General features: G+C 56.3%; 11 protein-coding genes. 4 read left to right on the plus strand and 7 right to left on the minus strand.

What is annotated here, in order from left to right; all coding sequences use genetic code 11:
- Nucleotides 1–33: 33 nt before the first annotated feature.
- The 4 genes from IEW65_RS16865 to prlC form a co-directional block, all read right to left on the minus strand.
- The gene (locus IEW65_RS16865) at nucleotides 34–2,238 is read right to left on the minus strand and encodes a TRAP transporter permease (protein ID WP_188640624.1); all 2,205 of its coding nucleotides are present in this window, start codon (nucleotides 2,236–2,238) and stop codon (nucleotides 34–36) included.
- Nucleotides 2,239–2,338: 100 nt separating this feature from the next.
- The gene (locus IEW65_RS16870) at nucleotides 2,339–3,319 is read right to left on the minus strand and encodes a TAXI family TRAP transporter solute-binding subunit (RefSeq protein ID WP_188640625.1); all 981 of its coding nucleotides are present in this window, start codon (nucleotides 3,317–3,319) and stop codon (nucleotides 2,339–2,341) included.
- Nucleotides 3,320–3,593: 274 nt separating this feature from the next.
- Nucleotides 3,594–3,842, minus strand: coding sequence for a YheV family putative zinc ribbon protein (locus tag IEW65_RS16875; protein WP_188640626.1), 249 nt, complete (start codon nucleotides 3,840–3,842; stop codon nucleotides 3,594–3,596).
- Nucleotides 3,843–3,899: 57 nt separating this feature from the next.
- Nucleotides 3,900–5,948: an oligopeptidase A gene (gene prlC, locus IEW65_RS16880; RefSeq protein ID WP_188640627.1), complete on the minus strand. Its 2,049-nt coding sequence runs from the start codon at nucleotides 5,946–5,948 to the stop codon at nucleotides 3,900–3,902.
- A gap of 203 nt (nucleotides 5,949–6,151) precedes the next feature.
- On the opposite strand from prlC, the gene IEW65_RS16885 reads away from it, so the two are divergent.
- The 3 genes from IEW65_RS16885 to IEW65_RS16895 all read left to right on the plus strand — a co-directional run bounded on the left by IEW65_RS16885 (nucleotide 6,152) and on the right by IEW65_RS16895 (nucleotide 8,857).
- Nucleotides 6,152–7,492, plus strand: a complete 1,341-nt coding sequence (locus tag IEW65_RS16885) for a sodium-dependent transporter (RefSeq protein WP_188640628.1) — start codon at nucleotides 6,152–6,154, stop codon at nucleotides 7,490–7,492.
- 51 nt (nucleotides 7,493–7,543) lie between these two features.
- On the plus strand, nucleotides 7,544–8,095 hold the full coding sequence (locus tag IEW65_RS16890) for a gamma carbonic anhydrase family protein (RefSeq protein ID WP_188640629.1): 552 nt from the start codon (nucleotides 7,544–7,546) through the stop codon (nucleotides 8,093–8,095).
- Between the two features lie 90 nt (nucleotides 8,096–8,185).
- On the plus strand, nucleotides 8,186–8,857 hold the full coding sequence (locus IEW65_RS16895) for a metal-dependent hydrolase (protein WP_188640630.1): 672 nt from the start codon (nucleotides 8,186–8,188) through the stop codon (nucleotides 8,855–8,857).
- Here the strand turns inward: IEW65_RS16895 and IEW65_RS16900 are convergent.
- The 3 genes from IEW65_RS16900 to IEW65_RS16910 are packed head-to-tail and all read right to left on the minus strand — an operon-like array spanning nucleotide 8,833 to nucleotide 12,897.
- The gene (locus tag IEW65_RS16900; protein WP_188640631.1) at nucleotides 8,833–10,215 is read right to left on the minus strand and encodes a sigma-54-dependent transcriptional regulator; all 1,383 of its coding nucleotides are present in this window, start codon (nucleotides 10,213–10,215) and stop codon (nucleotides 8,833–8,835) included. The two genes, IEW65_RS16895 and IEW65_RS16900, sit on opposite strands and share 25 nt — an antisense overlap.
- Entirely contained in the window at nucleotides 10,208–12,127 is a 1,920-nt protein-coding gene (locus tag IEW65_RS16905; RefSeq protein ID WP_188640632.1) for a sensor histidine kinase, read from the minus strand. The genes IEW65_RS16900 and IEW65_RS16905 overlap by 8 nt, the downstream gene beginning before the upstream one ends.
- Nucleotides 12,124–12,897 (minus strand): GntR family transcriptional regulator, encoded by a 774-nt coding sequence (locus IEW65_RS16910; RefSeq protein WP_188640633.1) that lies wholly within the window; start codon nucleotides 12,895–12,897, stop codon nucleotides 12,124–12,126. Before IEW65_RS16910 ends, IEW65_RS16905 begins: the two co-directional genes overlap by 4 nt.
- A gap of 382 nt (nucleotides 12,898–13,279) precedes the next feature.
- Here IEW65_RS16910 and lldD point away from each other — a divergent pair, with 382 nt between their 5' ends.
- A complete protein-coding gene (lldD, locus tag IEW65_RS16915) occupies nucleotides 13,280–14,443 on the plus strand; it encodes an FMN-dependent L-lactate dehydrogenase LldD (protein WP_188640634.1) in 1,164 nt (387 codons plus the stop codon).
- Nucleotides 14,444–14,606 lie beyond the last annotated feature (163 nt).

A 14,606-nucleotide genomic window follows, 5' to 3' on the forward strand; every position in this document is an offset into this window, starting at 1 on the left:
CTGTTGCGTCTGATCAGCAGTGCAGCGTAAGAGTTACGCAGCGCTTGCCGTTGCTTTGCCTTTGCCACCATGTAGCTTGCGCTGCATGATAAACAGCACTGTAGCAATTGCCAGACCGGCGATGTCGGTATAGATGCCGCCGTAGATCAAGAACATAGCACCTACCAGCATGACTAAGCGCTGGGGTGAGTTCACCGGGCCGAAGAACCACTTCTGAACCATGCCCGAGAGCAGCACGATGCCAAGCGTCGCCGTAAGGCCGACACGCAGGATCTGCATGGCGGTGCCTTCCATCAGCATAGCCGGGCTGTAGAAGAACATGAACGGGACGATAAACGCCGCCAGACCAATCTTGAACGATGCCACCGACGTGCCCATGGGGTTGTCCCCGGAGATACCGGCCGCCGCGTAAGACGCCAAGGCTACCGGCGGCGTAATGGCCGAGACCACCGCGAAGTAGAACACGAAGAAGTGTGCCGTCAGCGGTTCAATACCAATATTGATCAAGCCCGGGGCCACCACAGAGGCCGCCACTGCGTATGCTGCCGTGGTGGGCATGCCCATCCCCAGCATGATGCTGATCAACATCGCAAAGAACAGCGCCAACAGCTGGCTGACGCCCGCCAAGCCAAGCAGCAGCGAAGAGAAGCGAGCGCCAACGCCGGTCAGCGAGATAACGCCCACAATCAAGCCCGCACAGGCACACACGGCAATAATCTGGATCGACATGGTGCCTGCAAGCTGCAGCGCTCTCAGAATCGCACGTAGGCCCATCTTATTGGGTGATAGCCAGCTCACCACCGCCGCAGAGGCCGTTGCCAGGGTGCCGGCACGAATGACCGAATAGCCCATGAACAGTGCCGCAATCAAAATAATGATCGGCGCGAACAAGTAGACCTGTTTCACCAGCTTCGAGAACAGCGGAATCTCATCTTTGCGCATACCGCGCATGCCTTTACGGGCGGCTTCAAAGTCGACCATAAAGTAGATAGAAGCAAAGTAGAGAATGGCGGGAATAATCGCGGCAATGGCGATCTCGGTATAAGGAATACCGGTCACTTCTGCCATGATGAACGCGCCTGCGCCCATGATCGGCGGCATAATTTGGCCACCGGTAGAAGCGGCAGCTTCAATGGCGCCCGCGCTACGGGCCGGGTAGCCCACCTTCTTCATCAGCGGAATGGTCAGCGAGCCTGTGGAGACCACGTTGCCAGCGGAGGTGCCGTTAATCATGCCCATCAGGCCAGAGGCGAAGATGGCGACTTTCGCCGGGCCACCTCGGGTGCGGCCTGCAGCAGCAAAGGCGAAATTGACGAAGTAGTCACCGACTTTAGACGCTTGTAAGAAAGCGGCAAAAATGATGAACAGAATAATATAGGTGGAGGAAACCGCCGTGGTTGGGCCAAGGATACCTGCATCGGTATAGACCTGACTAAAGAAGCGCTGCACGGACAAACCAGGGTAGCCCAGGAAGCCAGGCAGGTAAGGGCCAGCAAAAACATAGGTGAGGAAGACGGCGGAAATCACCACCAGTGCCAAGCCTGCCACGCGGCGAGTCAGTTCTAGAATCAGTAGTGAGCCTGCAATCGCAGCCCAGGAGATGCCAGGAGGTGCAAACGATGTGCCGGTCGACATGCGCATATTGGTATTAAATGCCATCAGCAGGTAGCCAGCGCTTGCCAGCGCACACACCATCAGCACTAAATCGGCAGGATTAAACCGATGGCGTGCCTGACGGTAGAACCAGGACAGTACAATCGCGCCTGCGGTGGTGGCCATGAGTGGGTAACCAAAGTGCAGCGTTTCTACGGCCGGGTCGATGCGCATAGCACCGCCATTGATGGTTTGCTGCATCAAAAATACTTGCACCAACGAATAAACCGCTGGCGCTAACAAGGCATAGCTCACCCATTTTAGCCAAGCGGGTGAGGCTTGCTGATCATCTTCAGCAAAACGGGCACCGGCAAATAGCCCGTAACCCAAAATCAACGCACCGGCGATGTGTACGATACGAAACGACCAGGTTTCCATGGGGTACACATTGAGCGAAAACAGGTGGAAGCCTGAATAGGCAACCGCCAGTGCTGCAAATAAAAAGAATTGCCAGCCAACAAACAGGCGGCGGTTGCTCTCAACAACTTCTTCATCGACGCCATCAGCAATCGATTCTGGCGTTGATGAAGCAGCTAAGGCGTCATCCTTGAGGCCGTTGGGATCTTGGTCGGTATTGTGACTCATCAGAGGTCACCCTCACAGCAAAAGCAGAGAAAGGGGGCAAGAGCTAACGCTGCCCCGCCCGACAGGGTCGGCAACGGGGCAGCGTGATGGTGCGTAGTGCTTACTTGATCATGTCGTCAGAGATGTCGTAACCGTTCTCTTCGTACCAGCGCGCTGCACCCGGGTGGAAGGGCAGAACGTTGTTGTGCACGATGTTCTCCGGAATGCTGGTTTCAGCACTGCGGTGTACGTCACGCATACGATCATTGTTTTCCATGGTGACTTTGGTGACTTCGTAGATGAAGTCTTCCGGCAGATCACAGCCCGCAATGGCGAAGTTCCACATGGAGACGGCGCGTGCGTCCTCTTCCAGGGTGGTGTAGGTGCTGGCCGGAATCGTGAACTCGGCGACCGGGAAGGCGTCTAGCACGGTGGCCAGTTCTTCTTCGGTAAACTCGATGATGTTCACATCGGTCTGTACTTCAAGCTGGCTAACGGCAGGAATCGGAATACCTGCAGCGAAGGCAACAACGTCCAGCAGGCCATCCTGAAGCTGGCCACCCAGGTCAGACCAGCCGCCGTTACGGCGCTCGAAGTTCACACCTAAGGTTTCCAGCATAGCGGGGAAGTAGGTGTCGGACGTAGAGGCTGCCGGGCCAAAGCCGATGCGCGCGCCATCAGGAATATCAGAAATAGAGGCGATGCCGGAGCTTGAGAGCGCAGCGATAGAGAACGGTGTTTCATACATCGGGAACAGTGCACACACGTTATCCATTACCATGCCCGGTGCTAATGGGCTTTCGCCTTTAAGAGCATCCGATGCAGGGCCCATGGTGGTCAGGCCGAAGGCCATATCACCCGTGTGTACCAGCGCCAGGTTTTGGGTCGGGCCGCCGGTGACTTCGCCGCCGCCAGAAACACCTAGCTCGTCAGCAATGAAGTTGGCCCAGCCAGAACCGTAAACGAAGAAGGTGCCGCCTTGGCTTGCGGTACCTACCGTGAAGTTAGAAGGCCAGTCGGAGCGGTCCGCATGGGCAGTGCCTGCAGCAAGTAGCGCGCTGCCTGCGAGCAGAGCGATGGTTTTTGGCATCGTATTGCGCATGGCGAGATTTCCTAAGCTGTTATTGGGATTGTCGTCTGGCGTGTGTGAACACCGCCAGTGCTTCATCATTAAGCAGCTTATACAGAGCGATACTTGTGCCAAGTAAGTTGTTATCTATTGAAAACAAGGCATTATAAATTTGTTCTTCAACTTTGGTTGAAAAACAAAAGGCGTGGAGTGTCCGGCTTTTCGCACGATTGGGGTGACCAAGTGTGCGGTTATTCGCACACTTTTATCAGTTTTGGTTCCATGAAGGCGCAGCAGTGGAGGAGGGTTACCTCTTTTTACCTGGATCGAGAATGCGTACGGGCTGCACATCTTGCACTTTTTGCTCGTCGCGCACCTGGTTAACGCGGGTAGTGAGTTCGGGAGCGGTTTCATCCTCAATAGGCAGTTGCTCGAAGAAGTCACAGCTCACGCATTCACGGTAGCGAATGCTGTTTTGCTCCCAGGCGCGAATCCGGTCCATGGCAGCACAGCGAGGGCAGGTAACACCTGCAATAAAACGTTTAACGGTCGACATACCTACTCTCCCAATGTGCGGCGGCGAGGCCGCCGCACCGGATAAAAAACAGTCAGCTTAGGCGGCGCGAATACCGCTATGGCGCAGCAGCGGTTCTACGCTGGGCTCTCGGCCCCTGAAGGCAATGAACAGTTCCGCGGCGTCACGAGCGCCACCCTGTTCCAAGATCTCCTCGCGGAAGCGTTGGCCAGTGCTCGGGTCGAAAATACCGGCTTCTTCAAACGCACTCCAGGCATCTGCGGAGAGTACTTCCGCCCATTTATAGCTGTAATAGCCCGCCGCGTAGCCGCCTGCAAAAATATGGCTGAAACTATTTTGGAAGCGGTTGAAGTCGACCACAGGGACGACGGAGGTTTGGCTGCGAACATCGTTCAGCAGGGTTTGTACATCGCTGGCCGAGGGGGCTTCCAGCTCGTGGTGAAGGCGCACGTCAAACAGGGAAAACTCAATTTGGCGCATCATGCCCATCGCAGACTGGAAGTTCTTGGCTGCCTGGAGGCGTTCAAAAAGCGCGTCGGGCAGCGGCTCGCCAGTGTCCACATGCTTAGCCAACAGGTCGAGGCCTTCCCGCTCCCAGCAGTAGTTCTCCATAAACTGGCTGGGCAGTTCAACCGCATCCCATGCCACGCCGTTGATACCTGACACGTCAGCCACCTCTTGCTTGGTCAGCATATGGTGCAGGCCATGACCAAACTCGTGGAACAGCGTGGTCACTTCATCATGCGTTAGCAGTGCAGGCTTACTGCCGACTGGCGCGGTGAAGTTACAGGTCAGAAACGCGACGGGAAGTTGCACACCGCTCTCGGTTTTGCGGCGTACCCGACAGTCGGCCATCCACGCGCCGCCACGCTTGCCTTCACGGGCGTAGAGATCCAAGTAGAAACCGGCAATCGGTTTGCCCTGCTCGCTGATGCGGTAAAAATGGACGTCGTCGTGGTAGCTCGGGGCGCTTTTATCTTGCTCTATTTGAACGTTGTAGAGACGCTCAACGACCTGGAATAAACCGTCGACAACCCGGGGCGCTGGGAAGTAAGGCCGCAGCTGCTCTTGAGAAATATCGTAGCGCGCTTCACGCAGCTTTTCGCTGGCATAGGCGACATCCCAAGGCTTGAGGGAGTCCATGCCAAGTTCATCGCGGGCATAGGCACTCAGCTCGGCAAACTCCTCCTTCGCTTGTGGCTTCGCGCGGCGGGCGAGGTCTTCTAAGAAGTCCAACACCTGTGTAGGCGAGTCCGCCATTTTGGTGGTCAGCGAGTAGTCGGCATAGGTGTCGAAGCCGAGCAGGCGCGACAGTTCCTGGCGCAGGGCCAGAATCTCTTCCAACACCGGGGCGTTATCGAACTTGCCCGCGTTGGGCCCCTGATTGGAGGCGCGGGTCACAAAGGCGGTATACACTTCCTCACGCAGCTCGCGGCTGTCGGCGTAGCTGACAATCGGGAAGAAGCTGGGGAAATCCAGCGTAATGCGGTAACCCTCAACGCCTTTCGCTTCTGCTAGGGCTTTAAGGGTTTCCAGGGCGCTATCAGGAACGCCTGCCAGCGCCTCGCGCTCTTGAATGTCTTTATGCCACGCTTGGGTAGCGTCCAACACGTTATTAGAAAACAGGTTAGAAAGCGTAGAGAGGCGAGACTGGATCTCGCCATAGCGGGCCTTTTTATCCGCAGGCAGGTCTACCCCGGCCAGGCGGAAATCGCGCAGGGCATTGTCAATCGTACGCTGCTGCGCGACGGTTAGCGTTGCCCAGCGTTCACTCTCTTTAAGCGCCTGCCAGCCTTTAAATAGCCCTTCATGCTGCCCGACCCAGGTGCCAAACGCGGAGAGTTTTTCCAGGCAGGCCTGGTAAGCCTCGCGCAGCTCTGGCGTATTCATGGTGCCGTTGAGGTGCGATACCGGCGACCAGGCCTGAGAGAGGCGGTCGTTTACTGCTTCCAACGGGGCGGCAAAGTTTTCCCAGGTAGGGGGCGTGGCCGTCGCCTGCTGGGCAAGGCGGTCGATGGCCTCGCGGCTGTCATCAAGCAGCGTTTCCACGGCGGGCACCACGTGATCGGCACGAATGTCGGCGAAGGGGGGAAGCTCGTGGCTTTCTAGCAACGGGTTGCGGGACATAAGCACCTCGGTAGCAATAACGTTAGGGGCGCACAAAAAACGTGCGCTGATGATGACACAGTGCGGGCAGTGAGGCGCTGTTTCAATACTTGGCCCGCCGCAAGCGTTTGGCCTGGGCGTAAGCGCCTGCTAGTCTTGCCGCCTTTCAGTATCCGTAATCAGCGAGTGTCACCAATACGTGCCACCCATAGCAGGAGCAAGAGATGAGTGAAACGCTAGAGCGCTGGGGGTCAAAACGGGCCTTTATCTTGGCGGTAACAGGTGCTGCGGTTGGGCTGGGTAATATTTGGCGCTTTCCCTATGTCGCGGGAGAGAACGGCGGTGCCGCCTTTTTGCTGATTTACGTAGCATTTGTGCTGCTATTGGGTATTCCGGTCATGATGGCGGAAATCCTCATTGGGCGTGCCGGACGACGCGGACCGATACAAGCGCTGGGTACGCTTGCGGCAGAGGCGGGTGCGTCTCGCCATTGGCGCTGGTTAGGGCTATTTGGTGCCTTCACCGTATTCTGTATTTTATCGTTTTACTCAGTGGTGTCGGGCTGGTCGATTGAGTTTTTGGTCGCTTCGGTGAACGGTAATTTTGACGGTGCCAGTGCCGCCGAGATCGGTGCGGGCTTCGAGTCGTTTTTAGCCAACCCTGGCCTCCTTATCTTTAACCATTCGCTGTTTTTGTTTATGACCATGACCGTGGTGGCCGCTGGGGTGGCCAAAGGGCTTGAGCGGCTGAATAACCTGCTGATGCCGCTGCTGTACGGCCTGTTGCTTCTGTTGGCCATTTACGCCACCACGACCAGCGGCTTTGGTATGGCACTTTCGTGGCTTTTCTTGCCTTCTTTTGAAGACGTGACAGCCGACGTCGTACTGCACGCTATGGGCCATGCCTTCTTCACGCTGGCAGTAGGCGCATGCGCGTTGATGGCGTACGGGGCTTATATGCCCGATGAGCAGAGCCTGCCAAAGGCGGCCTTTGCGGTAGCGGTGCTGGATATTAGCGTGGCGCTGCTGGCGGGTATTGCGATTTTCTCGGTGGTGTTTGCACAAGGGATGGACCCCGCTGATGGCCCGGGGCTAATGTTTGTCACGTTGCCTATCGCCTTTTCTGAGTTGCCGTGGGGCTCGCTCTGGCTCAGCGTGTTTTTCCTGCTGCTGTTGTTGGCCACCTGGACATCGGCGATTAACCTCGCTGAACCGATGGTCGCGACGCTGCAGGGGTTGGGCTGGCGACGTAGTATTTCCACGGCGGTCGTGGCGATCAGCGTTTGGTTATTAGGCCTGCTCTCGGCATTCTCGTTCTCTACGTTGGCAGAGTTTAGGCCGCTATTTGGACGTAATATTTTTGAACTGGTAAGCAGCATCCCGCCAGATATCTTCTTGCCCTTGGGCGGCTTGTTCATTGCTATTTTCGCTGCCTGGGTGATGCCGCAAGCGATGGTTGTGAAGGCGCTGGGCGTTGGCGAAGGCGGTTATGTGGTATGGCGCAATCTTGTGCGCTGGGTGTCGATTCCACTGACGTTTATTGTTCTGCTCGGTGGGTTGCTATAGTCCGGTCATCAGGCGTGGTGTTAGACGCTGTGTTCTTTAAAGGAGAGTGCCATGAGCAGTGCCCTACGAACGTTTCACGGGATGTCGCCTCAACTGGGGGAGCGGGTCTATATCGACCCTGCCAGCGTGGTCATCGGCAATGTCACGCTAGGCGATGACTGCTCAGTGTGGCCAATGACGGTGATCCGTGGCGACATGCACCGCATTACCATCGGTGCGCGCACCAGCGTTCAAGATGGCAGCGTGCTGCATATCACTCACGCAAGCGACTTCAACCCTGACGGTTTTCCGCTCACCATTGGCGATGATGTCACTATTGGCCATAAAGCCATCCTGCATGGGTGCACGCTGGGCAGCCGTATTTTGGTAGGCATGGGCGCGATTGTAATGGATGGCGCGGTGGTCGAGGATGAGGTGATTATTGCCGCTGGCACGGTGGTAACGCCGGGTAAACGGCTGGAGAGCGGTTATGTGTATGCGGGTAACCCCGCTAAGGCGCTACGTCCGCTCAAGGAGAAAGAGCGTGCTTTCTTTCCCTACACCGCAGGCAATTATGTGAAGTTAAAAGATCAGTTTCTCAGTGAAGCAACCGAAGCACGCTAAGCGATTGCCTTAACACTCTTTTTTCTAACATAGCCATGTTGCGCGCACTGAAAATCTGGTAATTTATCCAGTTTTCCAGGGTGCCGCGACATGGCTAATTTTCGCACGCATATAACGGTAGCAGCAGCGGGCGGCACGCTAATGGCTTACGTTGGCTGGCAGGCCCAGTGGTGGGTGGCCCCTCAAGCGCTGCTGGTCATTGCCCTGGTCGCCTTTGGCGGTATTCTGCCCGACATTGATGCTGACCGTTCGCGCTCCATCCGGCTGATTTTTAATATCTTATCAGTGCCTTCGCTGGTGCTGGGGGTGCTGTTGCTGCAGCCGTGGTTAACGCCGGGGCTACTGCTGGTGGCGTGTGGCGGCATCTATTTTTCGGTGCGCTATTTAGCATCCGTGCTGTTTTCACGCCTGACCGTTCATCGGGGGATTTGGCATTCTTTGATGGCGGCAATGCTGTGCGCGTTAGCCACCGCCGCGCTGAGCTACCATTTGCTGGCCCAGCCGGCATGGTTAGCGTGGTCCCATGGCGCGGCGGTGTTGTTTGGGTTCCTTATTCACTTGAGCTTAGATGAGCTGTTTAGCGTTGACTTGGAAGGGGCGCGGCTTAAGCGCTCGTTTGGTACGGCGCTTAAGCTGGGCGATGGTCGCCGCCCTCTCTCTAATGTACTGATGCTGATTGCGCTGCTGGTGCTGACCCCATGGGTGCCGCCTTGGGACGTACTGCTAGAGCTGTTCCATCAGGGCTCGCTGCTGTGGCGGTAGTCGTCTGCACTAAGGCCGTGCTTTTTCAGCTTGTCGTAAAACGTTTTACGGGGAATGCCTAAGTGGCGGCAGACATCGGTGACGCGGCCGTGGTGGCGGGCCAGGGATTGGCTAATTAAACTCTTTTCAAACAGCTCCACCTGACGTGGCAGGGTGGGTTCTTGTGTATCGGCCGCCACGCCTTCCAATAGCACATCCAGGCGGTAATCAAACGCCGCGCCTAACAAAACGTAGCGCTCGGCCAGATTACGCAGCTCGCGAACATTGCCAGGCCAGTCGTGGGCCAGCAGCGCCGCTACCGCATGGCTATCCAGGGTGGGCGCTTCTAAGCCACTGCGGTTGGCAGCCACCACGGCAAAGTGCTGGAACAGCAGGGGGATATCTTCCCGCCTTTCCCTTAGCGCTGGCAGCGGTAGCGTCACGACGTTGAGTCGGTAGTAAAGGTCTTCGCGAAAGCGCCCCTCTTCAGCGGCAACTTTAAGATCTACCTTCGTCGCTGCAATGACCCGTATGTTGAGCGGCACCGCTTCGTTGGCACCGAGGCGCTCGACGCTGCGCTCTTGCAACACGCGCAGCAGTTTTACCTGCAGGGCCAGCGGCATCGACTCGATTTCATCGAGAAAGACCGTGCCGCCATTGGCGTGTTCGAACTTACCAATGCGCCGCTCCACTGCTCCCGTAAACGCACCTTTCTCATGGCCAAACAGCTCCGACTCAATGGTGTTTTCCGGCACCGCGCCGCAGTTAATTGCCATAAAGGGGCTGTTACGCCGCGCACTACGCTCGTGTATCGCCCGAGCGACTAAATCTTTGCCGGTGCCTGTTTCGCCAAAGAGCAGCACGTCCGCTTCGACTTGGCTGATGCGCTGAATCATCGCGGCAAGCCGTGAGATGACCTGGGTACGGCCAACAAGGCGTGGGCCGAGCGCGGCCTGCTGAACTTCTAGCTCTGCTTTTAAACGCAGGTTCTCTAAGCTCAGCTGGCGCTTTTCGATCCCGCGCCTCACCACGTCCAAGAGTTGGTCACCGGCGAAGGGCTTTTCTAGAAAGTCCCATGCACCTGCCCGCATGGCCTCAACGGCGGTAGAGATATCGCCATGGCCGGTAATCAGGATGATTGGCAGGGTGGCATCGCGGCTATGCAGCTCATGCAGCAGCGCCATACCATCCATGCCTGGCATCCGGATGTCGCTAACAATCACGCCGGGGAAGTCTGGCGGTAGGGCGGCCAGCGCCTGCTCGGCCGACTCAAAGCAGTGGGGGGTATAGCCTGCAAGTTCTAGGGTTTGGCTGGCGGTGATACGCAGATGCGGTTCGTCGTCGATCACCATGACCGGCAGCGTCGACGGCTCATGCATGGGGTTGATTCTCCTGTTTTAGGCGGGCAACCGAGGGCTCCGGGGCCGTTGAGCGGGGCAAGGTGACGGTGAAGCAGGCACCCCCCGTGGTGTGATTCGTTGCCTGCAGCTTGCCGCCGAGGTCTTCCATAATACGCGAGGAAATAGAGAGTCCTAGCCCTAACCCGCTACCGGGTGCTTTGGTGGTAAAAAAAGGCTCAAAAATATGCCCAAGATGGTCGGTCGCGATCCCCGGCCCGCTGTCCAACACGCTAATGATGACCTGCTCTTGGCGAATCTCGGCACTTAGGGTTAAGACGGGCTGTTTAACTTCTTTCATCGCCTGCACGGCATTGCCGATTAAGTTAACGAGGACTTGTTCTAGCCGCACTAAGTCACCTTCTACCCAGAGGGTCTCGTCAGGCCACTGCTGAACCACGCGGATGCCATCATCTCGCAGCCGGCTGTGAAAGAGACGTAGCGCGTACTCAATACACGCTTGAACAGAGATGGTTTCTTGGCGCTCGCTGCTTTTGCGGGAGAACTGTCGTAGCTGAGCGCTAATATCGGCCATTCGCTCGGTGAGCTCGACAATCTGTGCCAAATTGGCGTCGGCGTTCTCAATCCGCGAGAGTTCTATAAAGCGCCGAGCGTTTTCAGCATAGGCACGAATCGCTGCTAAGGGTTGGTTGAGCTCGTGATTAATGCCTGCGGCTAACTGTCCAAGCACCGCAAGCTTCGCCGCTTGAATAAGCTCATCCTGTGTTTGACGTAAGTTGGCCTCTGCGCGCCGTCGCTCTTCAATCTCATCAGAAAGGCGCTGGTTGCTGGCGACCAAGTCGCGGGTACGGCGCTCGACGCTGACTTCAAGCTCGTCTCGCACGCGGGCTAAGGTTCGACGTTCACGCTCGGCAAAGGCCTCGCGCTCACGACGCAGGCGCAGACGCTGCCATCCAATGCCACCTGCCAGCGCGACCACGCCGTATAAGCCGCCTGCCATGAGGGCGGCGATCCACTGGGCGTTGATGACCGGGGTTAGCGGTTTGAGAATATGCATTTGCCAGCCAAATTCCGGAATGGGGCGAGTAAGGCTTAAGTAGCGCCCACCGCTCAGCGGGCCGTGTGAAAAGCTTACTAGATAGCTGCCTGGCCCGTAGGGAGTATCCAACTGAATGCCTGATGGCGTTAGTGGCTCCAGTGCGTAGCGGCGGGTCGCCCTCAGCGCTTCGCGCTGCTCGTCACTAAGTGGATAGAGGGCATTCATGCGCAGCTTAGGATGGCTGGCCATAAAAATAATATTGTCGCTGTCTGAGACGAAGAGTTCAGCATCCTGCTCTGCCCAGCTCTCTTCCACGTCATCCAGCAGCACCTTGACGACAATGACGCCATCAGGCTTAGCATCAGGGGAGGTATCATCCAGCCACACCGGAGAGGAAAAGTAGTAGCCTCGCTCCAGCGACTGGATGCCCAAGCCAAAAAATCGCCCCTGGCCTCCAGTGATGGCATCCGAGTAGTAGCTGCGAAACGCGTAGTTCTGGCCAATAAAGGTGTTGGGGCGATGCCAGTTGCTGGCGGCGATTGTGTCAGCATCTCGATCCAGCAAGTAGACATCGGACACGCCCGAAGTAAAGCGAAAGCGATCCAACAGCAAGTTGAGCGGCATGGAGTCTTGGCTGTCGGGAGAGTCTAAAAAGCGTTGTATACCTTCTCTCGTGGCAAGCATTTGCGGCAGGTAGTCGTAGCGCAGCAGGTAGCCATTCAAGTTGGCCGCTGAAAGGCGCAGTTCGTTCTCAGCATCATCCTGAAGGTTTGATAGCGCCTGCTCGCGGGCAAGTTGTGCCGCTTGCCACATACACAGCAGTAGTCCTATCGGAATGGCGATCAGCCATAATCGACGCCAGCGCCGTCCGGAGTGGATGACGTGGCTGTTCATGCGGGGCTGGTGCTTGTGCCTTGGGCGCGGCGAAGGGCGCGCTGAGCGCGGGTTTCGGCCCTGGCCATCTCAAGCAGCCCCTCTTCCACGTATACCAAGTGTTCGTGGGCCCTGGCACGGGCATCTTCAGCGCGGCCCTCTAAAATGGCATCCAGTAACGCACGATGCTGCTTCATGAGTTGGGTGCGGGAGTCTGGCTTGGCAAACAAGTGGGCCAAGTTATCTACAATGCTCTGCTCTAGCAGATGAAAAATGCCGCGAATCGTATGCAACAGCAGCACGTTGTGGGCCGCTTCGGCAATAGCCAGGTGGAACGCTGCGTCTAGCTTCGCCTCTTGCGCAGGGTTTGCCCCTACAAAGCCACCGTCGAGCTCTTCAAAGCGCTGGATGAGCACTGCTTTATCGGCAGGCGTGGAACGCAGGGCGGCGTAGTAGGCAGAAATTCCCTCCATGGCATCGCGGAATTCCAGCAGGTCTAAATGGAACTCATTATGGCGGGAGAGCATTTCAAGCAACGGATCGGTGTAGCCGTTATTCAGCGTCTCGTTCACAAACGTACCGCCACCTTGGCGGCTAGTGAGCAGGCCGCGAGCCGCCAGTTTTTGAATCGCTTCCCGCAACGATGGTCGCGAAACGCCAAAGCGCTCGGCAAGCTCTCTTTCGGGCGGTAAGCGCTGACCAGGCTTCAAGCTGCCTTCCAAGATCATGGCTTCCAGGCGCTCGGTAATAACATCGGCGAGACGCTGCTGACGGAGCGGTGGATAGGTCATTGAAAAATGCTCCTTTAATTGGTAAGACCAATAATAGAGCGTTTCATTATCTTGCTCAAGCGTCATGTAGCCGCTGTTGGATCATCACCATAAGCAATAAGTGGTTTAAACTAAAGTATAGGCCGTAAAAGTGCTTTAATAGCCATCTTCGTTTGACACGCTCGGAGCATCTCATTAACGTTGATAAATCACTCTTGTAAATTGGTAATACCAATATTTCTTTTTGCGAAGATTGCTTCTTGCGAACATTGCTTATTGTGAACGTAGATATTGTGACGGCCTGTGTAATTCTAGCGTCGTCGTGAGTTCATTAGCGTCTACTCTTTAATCGCTGCTTATTAATGGCTACTTACAACAACGCTTCCATTGCATAGGGCTCGTCATGATCATTTCAGCATCCACGGACTATCGGCAAGCCGCCAAGCGCCGCCTTCCTCCTTTTCTTTTTCACTATGCCGATGGTGGGTCATACGCAGAGCACACGCTGCGGCGTAATGTGGACGATCTTCGCGATGTCGCGCTACGCCAGCGTGTATTGAAGGATATGTCGTCGCTCTCCTTGGAAACCGAGTTGTTTGGCGAAAAGTTGGCGATGCCCATTGCTCTGGCGCCCGTTGGGCTGGCGGGAATGTATGCAAGGCGCGGTGAAGTACAGGCAGCGCGTGCGGCAACGAAAAAAGGGATACCTTTTACACTATCTACTGTTTCAGTGTGCCCAATTGCCGAGGTGGCTGCTGCCGTAGATCGCCCTATCTGGTTTCAGCTCTATGTGTTGAAAGATCGTGGCTTTATGAAGCATGTGCTGGAGCGAGCGAAAGAAGCGGGGGTAAAAACACTGATTTTTACCGTCGACATGCCGGTGCCCGGTGCGCGCTATCGAGATGCTCACTCTGGGATGAGCGGTAAAAATGGCCCTATGAAGCGCATGCTGCAGGCGGCTATGCATCCTTTATGGGCGTGGGATGTAGGTATTCATGGCCGCCCTCATGATTTGGGTAATGTGTCTGATTACCGGGGTAAGCCCACAGAGCTTGAGGATTACATCGCCTGGCTTGGCAATAACTTTGACCCCGCGATCTCTTGGAAGGATCTTGAGTGGATCCGTGAGTTCTGGGATGGTCCAATGATTATCAAGGGTATCCTCGATCCCGAAGACGCGCGGGATGCCGTGCGTTTTGGTGCCGATGGCATTGTGGTGTCGAATCATGGTGGTCGGCAGTTAGATGGTGTGCCTTCTACTGCGCGAGCGCTGCCTGCTATTGCCGATGCTGTTAAAGGTGATCTGGCGATTTTGGCCGACTCTGGAGTGCGCAGCGGGTTAGATGTCGTGCGTATGATTGCGATGGGGGCAGACACTGCACTGATAGGCCGTGCGTTTATCTATGCATTAGCAACGGCAGGAGAGGCCGGCGTTGCTCACCTGCTTGAGCTGTTTGAGAAAGAGATGAGGGTAGCGATGACGCTGACAGGAGCGCGAACCATTGCTGACCTTAGCTCGGAATCGCTGGTGTCGAGCGGTATTGCTTCTCTTAACCAGCCCTCTTAATAGAGGGCTGTTAAAGCGGCGCTATAAGGTATCAGAACAATATTGGAGTTTTTTTACAAAACCCTCTTGCCAACCCGGCAGCGAATCCGTAAAGTACGCATCCGCTGCCGGGGACGCCAAGCGTTACCAGCGGTGAAAGAGGTTGAAAAACCTCTGGTTTGTC

Source organism: Vreelandella lutescens, assembly GCF_014640815.1.
Taxonomy (GTDB): Bacteria; Pseudomonadota; Gammaproteobacteria; order Pseudomonadales; family Halomonadaceae; genus Vreelandella; species Vreelandella lutescens.

What these genes read in the sequence shown, in the direction of transcription:
- IEW65_RS16865 (WP_188640624.1), bottom strand. Translation starts at nt 2,238, where the DNA reads ATGAGTCACAATACCGACCAAGATCCCAACGGCCTCAAGGATGACGCC.
- IEW65_RS16870 (WP_188640625.1), bottom strand. Translation starts at nt 3,319, where the DNA reads ATGCGCAATACGATGCCAAAAACCATCGCTCTGCTCGCAGGCAGCGCG.
- IEW65_RS16875 (WP_188640626.1), bottom strand. Translation starts at nt 3,842, where the DNA reads ATGTCGACCGTTAAACGTTTTATTGCAGGTGTTACCTGCCCTCGCTGT.
- prlC (WP_188640627.1), bottom strand. Translation starts at nt 5,948, where the DNA reads ATGTCCCGCAACCCGTTGCTAGAAAGCCACGAGCTTCCCCCCTTCGCC.
- IEW65_RS16885 (WP_188640628.1), top strand. Translation starts at nt 6,152, where the DNA reads ATGAGTGAAACGCTAGAGCGCTGGGGGTCAAAACGGGCCTTTATCTTG.
- IEW65_RS16890 (WP_188640629.1), top strand. Translation starts at nt 7,544, where the DNA reads ATGAGCAGTGCCCTACGAACGTTTCACGGGATGTCGCCTCAACTGGGG.
- IEW65_RS16895 (WP_188640630.1), top strand. Translation starts at nt 8,186, where the DNA reads ATGGCTAATTTTCGCACGCATATAACGGTAGCAGCAGCGGGCGGCACG.
- IEW65_RS16900 (WP_188640631.1), bottom strand. Translation starts at nt 10,215, where the DNA reads ATGCATGAGCCGTCGACGCTGCCGGTCATGGTGATCGACGACGAACCG.
- IEW65_RS16905 (WP_188640632.1), bottom strand. Translation starts at nt 12,127, where the DNA reads ATGAACAGCCACGTCATCCACTCCGGACGGCGCTGGCGTCGATTATGG.
- IEW65_RS16910 (WP_188640633.1), bottom strand. Translation starts at nt 12,897, where the DNA reads ATGACCTATCCACCGCTCCGTCAGCAGCGTCTCGCCGATGTTATTACC.
- lldD (WP_188640634.1), top strand. Translation starts at nt 13,280, where the DNA reads ATGATCATTTCAGCATCCACGGACTATCGGCAAGCCGCCAAGCGCCGC.